Annotated in this window: 6 protein-coding genes; all 6 read right to left on the bottom strand. The window is 61.3% G+C overall.

Annotated elements, in window-relative coordinates; all coding sequences use genetic code 11:
* Positions 1-28: 28 nt before the first annotated feature.
* On the bottom strand, positions 29-1,396 hold the full coding sequence (locus tag ACNY69_RS15675) for an efflux transporter outer membrane subunit (protein WP_111138549.1): 1,368 nt from the start codon (positions 1,394-1,396) through the stop codon (positions 29-31).
* Positions 1,397-1,399: 3 nt separating this feature from the next.
* Positions 1,400-4,501, bottom strand: coding sequence for an efflux RND transporter permease subunit (locus tag ACNY69_RS15670; protein WP_418799095.1), 3,102 nt, complete (start codon positions 4,499-4,501; stop codon positions 1,400-1,402).
* Positions 4,498-7,722, bottom strand: a complete 3,225-nt coding sequence (locus ACNY69_RS15665; protein WP_293774168.1) for an efflux RND transporter permease subunit — start codon at positions 7,720-7,722, stop codon at positions 4,498-4,500. The genes ACNY69_RS15670 and ACNY69_RS15665 overlap by 4 nt, the downstream gene beginning before the upstream one ends.
* Positions 7,719-8,927, bottom strand: coding sequence for an efflux RND transporter periplasmic adaptor subunit (locus ACNY69_RS15660; RefSeq protein WP_293774170.1), 1,209 nt, complete (start codon positions 8,925-8,927; stop codon positions 7,719-7,721). Before ACNY69_RS15660 ends, ACNY69_RS15665 begins: the two co-directional genes overlap by 4 nt.
* A gap of 425 nt (positions 8,928-9,352) precedes the next feature.
* The gene (locus ACNY69_RS15655; RefSeq protein WP_111138552.1) at positions 9,353-11,092 is read right to left on the bottom strand and encodes a penicillin-binding transpeptidase domain-containing protein; all 1,740 of its coding nucleotides are present in this window, start codon (positions 11,090-11,092) and stop codon (positions 9,353-9,355) included.
* Between the two features lie 278 nt (positions 11,093-11,370).
* Positions 11,371-13,644: a molybdopterin guanine dinucleotide-containing S/N-oxide reductase gene (locus ACNY69_RS15650; RefSeq protein WP_418799092.1), complete on the bottom strand. Its 2,274-nt coding sequence runs from the start codon at positions 13,642-13,644 to the stop codon at positions 11,371-11,373.
* Positions 13,645-13,778 lie beyond the last annotated feature (134 nt).

Genomic DNA, 13,778 nt, shown 5'->3' with positions numbered 1-13,778 from the left:
ACAGAATTATCGGCGTTACGGCGCGACCTCAGGGCGCCTGCCAGCTGCCGCCCAGCGCGGCAATCAGCGCCACGCTGCTGACCCACTGCGTGCTCTGCAGCGTCAGCAAACTCTGCTGCGCACTCAGGCTACTGTTCTCCGTGGTTGCCACATCCAGGTAGTTAATCATGCCCGCGTCATACTGCAGACGCGTCACCCGCGCCGAGGTCTGCGCCGCGTCGGTGGCGCGCTGCTGTGCTGCGATCTCGCCCTGCAGCGTATTCAGCTCTACCAGCTTGTCCTCCACCTCCTGCATGGCCGTCAGCACCGTCTGACGATAGGTTGCGACGCTGGCCTCCCAGCCCGCCCGCGCCTGATCGACCTTCGCTGAGGTCGCGCCCGCGTCGAACAGCGTGCCGCTGAGTTCCGGCCCCAGCGACCAGACGCGGCTCGGCAGCGAGAACAGCGAGTGCAGCACCGACGAACTGACACCCGCGCTGGCGCTCAGGGTAAGATCGGGATAGTACCCGGCCACCGCCACACCCACGGCCGCATTGGCGGCGGCCATATTGCGTTCAGCGTACGCAATGTCAGGACGGCGCTGCAACAGCTCGCCCGGCAGGGCGGCCGGAATCGCGGGCGGCGTAGCGGTCAGCGGCGCGGCGGCCAGACTGAAGTCGGCGGGGGCTTTGCCGACCAGCAGCGCAATGGCATGCTCCATCTGCGCACGCTGCCACTGCTCATCCTGCGCCGAGGCGCGGGCACTCTCCAGTTGCAGCTGCGCCTGTGCCAGAGTGGCACGCGATGCGGTGCCCGCCTGATACTGGCGGCCGATCACGTTCAGGTAGCGCTGATAGGCGTCAACGCTCTGCTGATAGCGTGCGATTTTCTGATCCATGATCCGCAGCTGGAAATAGTCCTGCGCCAGCTCTGACTGGGCGCTCAGGGTGATATTAGCCAGTTCCGCCGCGCTGGCCGAGGCGCTGGCGCGATCCTCCTCCAGCGTACGCCGCAGTTTGCCCCACAGATCCAGTTCCCAGCTGGCGCTCAGCGCCGCCTGATGGCTGCTGCTGGTAGTGATTTGACTGCCGCTGCGCGTTACGCTGCCGTCATAGCCCAGCGAGGGAAACAGCGCCGCGCGTGACTCTGCCGCCAGCGCCTGCGCCTGCCGGTACTGCGCACTGTAGGTCGCTACGTTCTGATTCGACACACTGACCTGACTCAGCAGCCCGCTCAGCGTGGCGTCATGGTACACCAACCACCATTCGCCTTTGCTTTGCGCATCACGCGGCGTCGCCGGCTGCCAGCCCCGTGCCTCTTTATAGTGAACCGGCATCGCCATCGATGGGCGCTGATAGTCGGGGCCAACGCTGCAGCCAGCCAGCAGCAGCACAATAAACGGGAGATAAGGTTTCATGGTTCAGGATTCCGCATGGCGCAGACGACGCCATTGACGTTGAGTGGCGCGACCCAGACGATCGAGCCACAGATAAACAACCGGCGTGGTAAACAGCGTCAGCAGCTGGCTGAGCGCCAGTCCGCCCGCGATAGCGATTCCCAGCGGACTGCGCAGATCGGCGTCACCGCCGCTGCCCAGCGCCAGCGGCAAGGCACCGAAAAAGGCGGCCAGCGTGGTCATCATGATGGGCCGGAAGCGCATCAGACACGCCTGCGTGATCGCCTGCTGCGGCGACAGCCCCTGCCGCCGTTCTGCGTCGATGGCAAAATCGATCATCATGATGGCGTTCTTTTTCACGATGCCGATCAGCAGGATGATGCCAATCAGCGCAATCAGCGTGAGTTGTGTGTTGGTCAGCAGCAGGAGTAACAGCGCCCCGACGCCCGCTGACGGCAGGGTTGAGAGAATGGTCAGCGGGTGGATATAGCTCTCATAGAGGACGCCGAGCACGATATAGACCGCCGCCAGCGCCGCCAGAATCAGCCACGGCATGGTGGCAGTCAGCTGTGAAAACGCGGCGGCGGTACCGGCGAAACCGGCATGAATGGTCGATGGCAGGCCCAGCTTCGCCATTGCCTGTTTAATCCGTTCCTGCGCCTGTTCCAGCGAGACGCCCTCGTTGAGATTGAACGCTACCGTGCTGGTGGCAGACTGGCCCTGATGCGCCACCGACAGCGGCGCATTGCCGCCGCTAAAGCGGGCAAACGCGGCGAGCGGCACCCGGTCACCGCTGTCGTTAATCACATAGAGCTGCTGCAGCGTCTCCGGATTTGCGGTGTCGCTGTCCTGCAGTGACATCACGACATGATACTGATTCAGCGTGTGGTAAAGCGTCGCGATCTGTCGCTGGCTGAAGGCATTGTTCAGCAGCGTATCGAGCATTTTCACGTTGACGCCCAGCCGGGTGGCGCGGTCACGGTCAATTATCAGCACCACCTCCTGCCCGCCGGTCTGGGAATCAGAGTCCACGCTGTTGAGCTGAGGGATGGCCGCCAGCGCCGTCTGCACCTTCGGCGTCCAGACCCGCAGCAGATCAAGATCGTCAGCCTGCAGGCTGTACTGATAGGTTGCATTAGCGCTGCGCCCGCCAATGTGCAGATCCTGTGCCGCCATCAGGAACATCTGTGCCCCGGCGATATGGCTGGTTTTGCGCGTCAGCCGGTTTGCCACGTCGCTGGCCGTGGCGTCGTGCTGATCAAAGTCCTTCAGCCGCACAAAGAAGTTGGCGCTGTTGCGGGAGCCGAACATCCCGCTGCCCATTGACGACATCACGCTCTGGACCGCCGGATCCGCCTGAATGATTCGGGTAAACATCAGCATTTTTGGCTTCATCGCCTGAAACGAAATGTTCTGATCGGCACGCAACGCGCCCATCAGCAGCCCGGTGTCCTGGTTCGGGAAAAAGCCCTTCTGCACCACGGTAAACAGAAAAACATTCAGCAGCACTGTCAGCAGCAGACTGAGCAGCGTCAGTTTCTGATGGCGCATCACCCAGGCCAGCCCGCGCCCGTAGGCGGCCAGCAGGCGACTCAGCGGGTTTTCAATAAACTGCCAGAGTGGATGCGGCCGCTGGCTGACAGGCGGCCTGGGTTTAAGCAGGCGCGCGCAAAGCATCGGCGTCAGGCTGAGCGAGACAAACAGCGAGATCAGCAGCGACACCGTGAGCGTGACGGCAAACTCACGGAACAGCCGCCCGACAAGGCTGCCCATCAGCAGGATCGGGATGTACACTGCGATCAGCGACACGGTCATCGACAGCACGGTGAAACTCACCTCCTGCGCCCCACGCAGCGCCGCCCGCAGCGGGCTTAGCCCGCGTTCAATGTGACGGGTGATGTTCTCCAGCACCACGATCGCATCATCCACCACGAAGCCGGTAGAGATAATCAGCGCCATCAGCGACAGATTATCCAGGCTGTACCCCAGCAGATACATCACCGCACAGGTGCCGATCAGCGACACCGGCAACGCCAGTGCCGGAACGATCACCGCCTGCATGTTGCGCAGGAAGATAAACACCACCGCGATGACCAGCAGCACCGCAATCAGCAGCGTCTCTTCGGTGTCATAGAGCGAGGCGCGCACGCCAGGCGAGCGGTCAATCACCACCTTCAGCTGGCTGTCCGCAGGCAGGCTATTCTCCAGCAGCGGCAACTGCGCTTTGATCGCGTCGATGGTTTCGAGCATGTTAGCGCCCGCCTGACGTTTGATGCCGATCATCACGGCAGGCGTGGCATTCAGAAATCCCGCCTGATAGCGATCTTCTACCGAATCGTAGACGGTCGCGACATCGCGAAGCCGCACCGCCTTGCCCTGCTGCCAGGTAACGATCAGATCGCGATAGCTGGCCGCCTTCTCCAGCTGACCATTGCTGTCCACCAGCCACGACTGACCACTGCCCTGTAAGATCCCTTTGGGCAGATTAGTGGTGCTGCTGGCGACGGCAGTACGCACCGTCTCCAGCGAGATGCCGTAATGGATCAGCTTCCGCGGCTGCAGATCAATCCGCACCGCCGGTAAGGCGCTGCCCATCAGCGACACTTCGCCAACGCCCTGCACCTGCCCCATCGCCTGTTCGATCTTGCTCTCTGCCAGATCGTAAAGCTCGCCAGGCGTGCGGGTGGCGGAGGTCAGCGCCAGCATGACGATCGGCGCGTCCGAGGGGTTTGCCTTGCGATAGGTCGGCAGCGAGGCCATCGCGCTCGGCAGCAGGCTGCGTGCCGCGTTGATCGCGGCCTGCACGTCGCGCGCCGCGCCATTGATGTCGCGGTCCAGCTCAAACTGCAGGATGATGCTGCTGGAACCCTGCGAGCTGCTGGAGGTCATCTCGCTGATACCGGCAATCTGCCCCAGCGCACGTTCCAGTGGCGTAGCGACCGTTGCCGCCATGGTTTCCGGACTGGCCCCCGCCAGGCTGGCGCTGACCATGATAGTCGGGAAATCAACCTGTGGCAGCGGTGCCACCGGCAGCAGCCGGTAGCCCAGCGCGCCGGCCAGCAGGATCGCCAGCGTCAGCAGCAGCGTCGCTACCGGGCGAAAGATAAACAACCGGGTCAGATTCATTGCCCGCTCCGTGCCTGCTGCTGACGGCGTTTCACCCAGGCATTTCCGCGCTGCGCCAGTCCGTCAAACCAGAGGTAGATCACCGGCGTGGAGAAGAGTGTCAGCACCTGACTGACAATCAGCCCGCCGACGATCACCAGCCCCAGCGGCTGCCGCAGTTCGGCACCCGAGCCGGAGGCGAGCATCAGCGGTAGCGCGCCGAGCATCGCCGCCATCGTCGTCATCAGGATGGGACGGAAACGCAGCAGACAGGCCTGGTGAATGGCCTCACGCGCGCTGAGGTGCTGCTTTTGCTCCGCCTCCAGCGCGAAGTCAATCATCATGATGGCGTTCTTTTTCACGATACCTATCAGCAGGATGACGCCAATCAGCGCAATCAGGCTGAACTCGCTGCCCGCCAGCAACAGCGTCAGCAGCGCCCCTACTGCGGCTGAGGGCAGCGTTGAGAGAATCGTGACCGGGTGAATAAAACTTTCGTAGAGGATGCCGAGCACCACATACATGGTGATCAGCGCGGCCAGAATCAGCCACAGCGTGTTGCCGGTCGCGTTCTGAAATGCCGAGGTTTCACCCTGATAGCGCAGCGTGGTGCTCTCCGGGAGCTGAAGCTGCTGCCGCACGTCGGCGATTGCCCGCTGCGCATCCTCCAGCGAATAGCCCGGGTTGAGGTTGAAGGAGATCATCACCGCTGGAAACTGATTCAGGCGCATGTGCATCAGCGAGCCCGTGCGCTGATGAATCGTGGCGATGGCGGTGAGCTTCACCATGCCGCTGCGGGCGGATGTCGTGTCAGAAGCCGAAGCGGACGTCGACGTCGACGTCGACGTTGATGAAGATGAAGATGTTGATGACGAAGCGGTGCTGCTGGATGACGTCATGCTGCTACTGCTGGTGGAGGGCTGCAGCCAGACATTATCAAATGACGCCGGCCCCTGCTGCCAGGCCGGTGCCACTTCCAGCACAACCCGATACTGATTCGACTGGGTAAAAATGGTCGAAACCAGGCGCTGACCAAATGCGTTATAGAGCGCGGTGTCCACGTCCGACGCCGTGATGCCGAAACGCGCCGCTTTGTCCCGGTTCAGCGCCACGTAAGCGATGCGCCCCTGATCCTGCAGGTTACTCACCACGCCATTAAACTCGGGCCGCTGCTGCAGTGCCGCCATCAGTTTAGGCGACTCGCGGACCAGATTTTCACTGTCAGCGTCGTCGAGGGTGAACTGATACCGACTCGGCGAGACCTGATCGTTGACCGTGAGATCCTGCGCGGGCTGCAGATAGAGCCGGATACCCGGCACATCAGCGCTCGCCTGGTTCAGCTGGCTGATGACGTCACTGGCGCTGAGGTCGCGGTCACCAAACGGCTTCAGGTTGATCTGTAACCGTCCGCTGTTAAGGCTGGTGTTGGTGCCGTCGATCCCGATGGTCGATGAAACACTCTCCACCGCCGGATTCTTCAGGATCAGTGCCGAGAGCGCCTGCTGTCGCGTCGCCATCGCGTTAAACGAGACATCCTGTGAGGCAACGGTGACACCCTGAATCAGCCCGGTATCCTGAGTCGGAAAGAAGCCTTTCGGCACCATCAGATAGAGCAGTGCCGTCAGCCCGAAGGTCGCCAGCGCCACTAGCAGCGTCAGTTTCTGATGATTCAGCACCACGGTCAGCAGACGGTCATAACCGCGCACCAGGCGGTCAAACAACGCGCCGCCCTTACGGGAAAATCCGGACTGCTGCTCAGGCGGAATGTGGCGCAGCAGATACGCGCACAGCATCGGGGTCAGCGTCAGCGAGACCCCCATCGATACCAGAATCGCCACCGCCAGCGTAATCGCGAACTCTCTGAACAGTCGCCCCACCACATCGCCCATAAACAGCAGCGGGATCAGCACGGCAATCAGTGAAAAGGTCAGCGAGATAATGGTGAAGCCAATCTGCTGTGAGCCTTTCAGCGCCGCCTCCATCGGTGACTCGCCCAGCTCCAGACGCCGGGAGATGTTCTCCACCACCACAATGGCGTCATCAATGACAAAACCGATGGCGATAGTCAGCGCCATCAGCGACAGATTATTCAGGCTGAAGCCCGCCAGATACATCACGCCAAAGGTGCCGACCAGCGACAGCGGCACCGCAACGCTGGGGATCAGCGTGGCGGCAACGTTCCGCAGGAACAGGAAGGTCACCATCACTACCAGCGCAATCGACAGCATCAGCTCAAACTGCACGTCGCTGATTGAGGCGCGAATGGTCTGGGTGCGGTCGGAGAGAATGGTCATCTTAACCCCATCCGGCAGCGCTGCCTGCAGTGCAGGAAGCTGCGCCCTGATGTTGTCTACCACCTGAATCACGTTCGCGCCGGGTTGACGCTGTACACCGATCACAATCGCAGGCTGGTTATCAGCCCATGCCGACTGGAAGCTGTTCTCCGGCCCCTGTTCGATATGGGCGATATCTTTCAGGCGCAGCGCCGCACCATTTTCGTAAGTCAGGATCAGGTTGCCGTACGCGTCGGCGGTACGCAGCTGATCGTTGGCGTCGATAGTGACCGAATGATATTTGCCGTCAAAGCCGCCTTTGGAGCCATTGACGTTGCTGTTGCCGATCAGCGTATTCACCGCCTCCAGCGTCAGATGATGCGCCGCCAGCGCCTGCGGGTTCATCTGCACCCGAATCGCAGGCTGATGGCCGCCCGCCAGTGTCACCATCCCGACACCGGAAATCTGCGACAGCTTCAGCGCCACCCGGGTATTCACCAGGTCCTGCACCTCGGTCAGCGGCAGCGTGCCGGAGCTGGCTGCCAGCGTCACGACCGCGCTGTCCGCCGGATTGACCTTTTTGTAGGTCGGCGGATTGGGCAGATCGTCAGGCAGCAGGTTATTTGCCGCATTGATCGCCGCCTGCACCTCCTGCTCGGCGACATCCAGCGACAGCTCCAGGCTGAATTTCAGGGTAATGATCGACGCGCCGCTGGCGCTGGTCGAGCTCATCTGGCTCAGCCCCGCCATCTGCCCTAACTGGCGCTCCAGCGGTGATGTGACCGACGACGCCATCACATCCGGGCTGGCACCCGGATAGAGTGTGGTGACCTGAATCGTGGGATAGTCCACCTGCGGCAGCGCCGAGGTCGAGAGGAATTTACAGGCAAAGATGCCCGCGATCAGCACGCCGACCATCAGCAGAATGGTCGCGACCGGACGCAGAATAAACAGGCGTGACGGATTCATTTCGGCTCAGTACCGGCAGCGGGAGCCTCATCGGCCAGTGACACCTTACTGCCGCTGGTCAGACGATCGATCCCTTCGGTCACCAGCCGATCCCCCGGTGAAACGCCGCTGAGGATCGCCTGCTGATCGTCTCCGAACGCCGGGCCGGTGGTGACCGCTTTGCGCGTCACGCGGTTGTCCTGATTGATCACAAAGACAAAGCTACCGTCGCTGCTGAGCTGCAGCGCCTGCGCCGGGATCACCGTTGCGCCTTTCAGTATCCGGGTCTGCAGCCTGATATTCACAAACTGGTTAGCAAACAGTGACTCATCCCGGTTGGCGAACACCGCTTTTAGCGCCACGGTGCCGGTAGCGGTATCGATCTGGTTACTGATGAACTTCACTTCCCCCTGGGCGAGCTGATGCTGGTTGTCCTGATCGAACAGCGTGGCGGGCAGGCTCTGCCCCTGATGCAGTGCATTGACCAGCGCCGGAATGTCACTCTGCGGCACGCTGAACGTCACGGCGGCGGGCTGCATCTGGGTGATGGTCACCAGGCCGGTGCTGCTGGCGCTCTGCACCATGTTGCCGGGATCGACCTGACGCAGACCGACGCGCCCGCTGACCGGAGCGGTGATGCGGGCATACTCTATGCTCAGCTTCGCACTGGCGATCTGCGCCTGATCGGCGGCAACAGCGCCACGATATTGCCCGACGGTGGCAATCTGGCTATCCAGATCCTGCCGCGCGAGCGCATCCTGTGCCGCCAGTTTGCGGTAGCGCGCCAGCGTCAGCTCGGCACTTTTCAGCAGCGCCTGGTTTTCGCTGAGTTCAGCCTGATACTGGTTCAGCGTCGCCTGATAGCTGCGCGGATCGATCTGTGCCAGCAGCTGCCCGGCGCTGACCTTCTGCCCTTCGGTAAAGAACACCTGTTCCAGCTGACCGTCAACGCGGCTGGTCACCGTCACGCTGGCGTTGGGGATCACCGTGCCGAGCGCATTCAGCCACACCGGCACATCCGCCGTGCTGGCGACACCGCTGTGAACCAGCGTGGCACCGCCGCCCATCATGCCAGCCGCACCCGGTCTGCCCGACGGCATTCTCTCATCCGGCCCGTGCCCTGCCGACAGCAGACGCCAGATAACGCCAGCGACAATCGCGATCACCAGCAACAGAAGCAGCCATTTAAGCCCGGTGGAACGCGCGGGGCGAGAAAGGTGAGTCATCGTCGAACTCTTCAGATAAGCAGAAAAAGAAATCCCGGAACGTGCGGAATGCGGCAGTGAAAACCGGCGGTGGTGCGCAAAAGCGCCAGGTTTCACGGCGGCCATTATCAGTGAAAGGCGACGCGCCTTTCTATCGGCAAATAGTCAGGGTTTTGTTAAGAACGATGATGATTTAACGGCAGCTGAAGCAGCGTAGAAGGCGGGGCAGGCAGAGAGATAAAAAAGAACCCACGCTTCTGCGTGGGTTGGTGTAATAACAGGGATCTCACTGCCGAAGCAGTGTTGTTTTCACACCCATCAATACCTCTGGGACCGCTATCTTCGCACTGATCGACCGCGCAGAGACAGCGGGAAAACGCAACCGAATTCGGGGAAGTGCAACGAGGTGTGTATATCTTTCACACCCCGCTTACACTCTGATTTAACTAAGATTTATCCGAAGGACTGGCCGCCGGTTTGGTGTAGATGGCATCCGGCGCAATGTTCATATGCTTCAGCACTGGCCCCATGATATTCCCGAACACCGGCGCCGCAACCGAGCCACCGAAGTGGTCGCCCGCGGTCGGATGGTTAATCATGACCACCAGCGCCACTTCCGGGTGGCTGGCTGGCGCAAGGCCCGCCGTGTAGTTGACGTAGCCGCCATCATATTTGCCGCTGGCGCCCATCTTTTCGGCCGTACCGGTTTTGGTCGCCAGACGGTAGCCTGGCACGGCGGCTTTCAGCCCGGTTCCGCCCGGCAGCACGTCGCTCTCCAGCATGTGCACCACCTCTTTCACCGTTTCCGGATTAGCAACCTGCTTGCCCAGCACCGGCGGCGTCACGCGGGTGATCGACAGCGGACGGTAGATACCATACGAACCGAGCGTGGCGTATTCACGGGCGATCTGCAGCGGCGTTACGCGCAGCCCATAGCCAAACGAGAAGGTGGCCCGTTCGATATCCGCCCAGCGGGCGCGGTGCAGTGGAAAATAACCGACGCTTTCACCGGTCAGTCCCAGGCCGGTCGGCTTGCCCAGCCCAAAGGCGTGATAGGTATTCACCAGCGCTTCAGCAGGCATCGCCAGCGCCATGTGCGAAACGCCGATGTCACTCGACTTCTGCAGGATCCCGGTCATGGTCAGACGCGGCCAGTGGCCGACGTCACGGATCAGATGGCCGTTGACGCTGTAGGGCGTGGTGTCGATCACTGAATCCGGCCGCACCAGGTGACGCTCCAGCGCCTCCATCACCACCAGCGGCTTAACGGTCGAACCCGGTTCATAGCTGTCGTTGATGGCGGAGTTACGCATCTGCGCCGGGGTGGCCCCTTCATAGTTGTTGGGGTTGAACGACGGATAGGAGGCCATCGCCAGAATCTCACCGGTGTCGATTTTCACCAGCACCGCGGCACCGGAGTCCGCCTTGTTGAGCAGCACGCCGTCGCGCAGTTTGCTGTAGAGCGTGTACTGATCATATTTGTCGATGCTGAGCTGAACAGTGGGCGGCTGCGTTGGCGGCTGATAGTTAATCATCGCGATGATGTTGCCTGCCGCATCCTGACGATAGACCTCTTTGCCCGGCTCCCCCTGCAGTACCTTATCGAACCCTTTTTCCAGTCCGTTCAGGCCCACATTGTCCGCGCCAACGATGCCAATCAGCGGCGCAGAGGCTTCGCTCATCGGATAGAAGCGGCTGTCGTCATAGACTTCGCTGATGCCTTTCAGCTTCAGCTCTTTAATATCTTTGGCGATGCCCAGTTCGACTTTGCGCCCCAGATAGAGGAAGCGACGTTTCGGGTTGGCGGTGATCTGCGCCGCCAGCTCTTCAGGACGGGTGTTCAGCGCGGCAGCCAGATAGGCCCATTTGGCACTGGTAAAATCGGGGTTGCTCTCCAGCACGCGCTGCGGATCGGCGATGATATCGCGCGATGGCACGCTGAGTGCCAGCGCTTCACCGTTGCGATCCAGCAGCGTACCGCGGCTGGTGGGCAGCGTCACGGTTCGCAGTGAACGCTGATCCGCTTCGTGCTCCAGCATCGGCTGATTCAGGAACTGCAGGTCCGCGACGCGCGCCAGCAGTACCACCAGGCAGGTCATTACACCCAGGCAGATCAGCCGAAAACGAAAAGGGTTAAACGGAGCTTTTATCTGGTCTTTTCCCAGTAGTTTTTTAATCCGGGGCATGGCATTCCGCTGCGCAAAAAAAGAGAAAGGGGCTGGTGCCAGCAGTTATAAAGAAAGCGCTGGCCGTATAACAGGAAAACTGTGTATCAGTTCGTTATCGGCAGCCAGATGACGGGCAAAAAAAACCTGCGCATCTGCGCAGGTTGGTGTAATCAAGAAAATCTATTGATGTTCACCCATCAATACCTCTGGGACCCTGAATGTAGCAAGGGCGATTGATCGGCTGCCATCACTCAAACGCAACAGTTACCCGCAAAATGTAACCAGCCATGAGATCCTTACGCTATTGTGCAATCCTGATGTTTTTTGATTTCCACCAGGCAACTCATGGCGTTGGGTCCCTGCGTCAGCGACGAGGTGCCAATGTCGAGCGTCAGCACATTCGGGTTACCCGCCCGGTCCCAGGGTTGCCAGGCTTTGCCGAATCCCGGATCGAACCAGGCCCCGGTCGCGATAATCACTACGCCCTGTGTGACGCCGTCGGTGATCCGCACGCCTGCCAGCATCACGCCACGGGCATTACTCACCTCAATCTCATCGCCCTCTGCCAGCCCGCGCGCTGCCGCATCCTCTGGATGCATATAGAGCGTCTCGTGGCCGGCGGTTTTATTGCCCTGCACGGTGTCGGTGGCATCCAGCTGGCTGTGCAGCCGGTCGGCGGGCTGAATCGAGATCATGTGCAGCGGATAGTCGCGGCTGACCGGCGATCCCAGCCACTCCTGCGGCTCACGCCATTCCGGATGGCCGGCGAAGTCGTCCAGCTGATAGTCCGCGATGGTCTGGCTGAAAAGCTCGATTTTGCCGCTGGCGGTCTTGATCGGATGCGCCTGCGGATCGGCCCGGAATGCATCCATAAACTGATAGGGCTTGCCGCCTTCCGGGATTTCCACGAAGCCGCGCTGCCAGAACGCGTCAAATTCCGGAAAATCGATGCCTTTACGCTGATGCGCCGTGGCGCACTGCTGATAGAGATGTTCAATCCACTGCATCTCGTTGCGCCCTTCGGTGAAGGTGTCGCGATAGCCCAGGCGCTCGGCCAGATCGGCAAAAATATCGAAGTCGTTGCGCGCCTGATGCTGCGGTTTAATCGCCTGATGCATAGCCAGCACAAAGCGGTCACGGGAGGAGCCGCCGATGTCGTTACGCTCCAGCGTGGTCGTGGCCGGCAGCACAATGTCAGCCATCTGCGCCGCAGGCGTCCAGACGATATCCTGCACCACCACCGTGTCGGGCCGCTGCCAGCCCTCCACCAGCCGGTTCAGCTGCTGGTGATGGTGGAACGGATTACCGCCTGCCCAGTGGACCAGGTGAATGTCGGGATAGTGCAGCGTTTCCCCCTGGAACCGGTAAGGCTGACCGGGATTAAGCAGCATATCGCTGATGCGTGCGACCGGAATCGACAGCCCGCTGGGGTTCGGGCCGGTGCTCATCATCGGCGCAGGTCCCTCCTGACGCGGGTTGCCGACGCTGTTCATCGAGCCGTGTCCGAACGAAAATCCCGCGCCCGGCAGCCCCGGCTGACCAAGCATCGACGACAGCGCGATCATCATCCAGTAAGGCTGTTCGCCGCGATGGGCGCGCTGAACCGAATAGGAGCAGGTGATAAAGCTGCGCCTGCCGGTAAGCTGCTGCGCCAGCCGGACAATGCGGTCGGCCGGAATGCCGGTGATGCGGCTGGCCCAGCCTGCGGTTTTGGCCACCCCATCGCTCTCGCCCAGCAGATAGGCGCGCAGCTGCGGCCAGCCGGTGCAGTGGCTGGCGAGAAACGCCTCGTCCACTGCGCCGCACCGGGTGATCTCATGCCCCAGCGCCAGCATCAGCGCCACATCGGTATTCGGGCGAATCGGGATCCATTCAGCGTTAACAAATTCCGGGCAGTCATCCCGCATCGGGCTGATGTTGATCACCGGAGTGCCTTTGGCGGCCAGCTGCATCAGCGCCGGTTTCAGGCTGTGCTGTCCGGCCCCACCCGACGCGACCTGGGCGTTTTTCAGCGCCAGTCCGCCGAAGGCGACAAAAATTTCGGCATGCTCCACCACCTGCGGCCATTCCGTGACGCGCCCGGTCAGCGGCATATAGGTGCCGATCACATAGGGCAGGAAGAACTGCGCGGCGCCCCAGCTGTAGTTACCCTGCTGATCGACGCCGCCGCCGCCCTGGAAGTAGAAGCGGCGCACGAGTGTGCGGGCGTGGTTGACGCGACCGGCTGATGACCAGCCGTAGGAGCCGTTAAAGATGCCCGACGCGCCGTAGCGATCGCGCACGCGGCGATTCTCCTCCGCCACCAGATCCAGCGCAGTTTCCCAGTCGACGGCGACAAAATCTTCCCGGCCACGCAGCGAGCGGTCACTCTTCTCGCGTGACTTCAGCCACGAGCGCCGCACCATCGGCTGGCGGATACGACGGTCGGAATAGACCAGCTCAGGAAGGGTATGGATCATCGGTGATGGATCGGCATCGGCAAAGAAGGGTTCACAGCCCGTCAGGCGATCGTTTTCAGTGACGGCGGTAAACGCGCCCCAGTGCGCCAGATGTGGCACTTTGGTTTTCATTATGATTTTTCACGGTTGCCAGGTGAGAGATTGAGCATAACATGGCGCAGCGCCTCAACAGAAGATGCGCGGGCGCGGCCGTTTTTGCCCCTTTTTGCGACGACGCTGGCATTCTGTCGGGTTGATGTGTCCGC

Source organism: Pantoea graminicola (assembly GCF_048452665.1).
Lineage (GTDB): Bacteria > Pseudomonadota > Gammaproteobacteria > Enterobacterales > Enterobacteriaceae > Pantoea.
The sequence above is the reverse complement of the archived record's forward strand: the minus strand, read 5'-3'. Positions and strand labels throughout refer to the sequence as shown.

Excerpts from the sequence above, each read along its gene's own strand:
- ACNY69_RS15675 (WP_111138549.1), bottom strand. The coding sequence starts at position 1,396 with ATGAAACCTTATCTCCCGTTTATTGTGCTGCTGCTGGCTGGCTGCAGC.
- ACNY69_RS15670 (WP_418799095.1), bottom strand. The coding sequence starts at position 4,501 with ATGAATCTGACCCGGTTGTTTATCTTTCGCCCGGTAGCGACGCTGCTG.
- ACNY69_RS15665 (WP_293774168.1), bottom strand. The coding sequence starts at position 7,722 with ATGAATCCGTCACGCCTGTTTATTCTGCGTCCGGTCGCGACCATTCTG.
- ACNY69_RS15660 (WP_293774170.1), bottom strand. The coding sequence starts at position 8,927 with ATGACTCACCTTTCTCGCCCCGCGCGTTCCACCGGGCTTAAATGGCTG.
- ACNY69_RS15655 (WP_111138552.1), bottom strand. The coding sequence starts at position 11,092 with ATGCCCCGGATTAAAAAACTACTGGGAAAAGACCAGATAAAAGCTCCG.
- ACNY69_RS15650 (WP_418799092.1), bottom strand. The coding sequence starts at position 13,644 with ATGAAAACCAAAGTGCCACATCTGGCGCACTGGGGCGCGTTTACCGCC.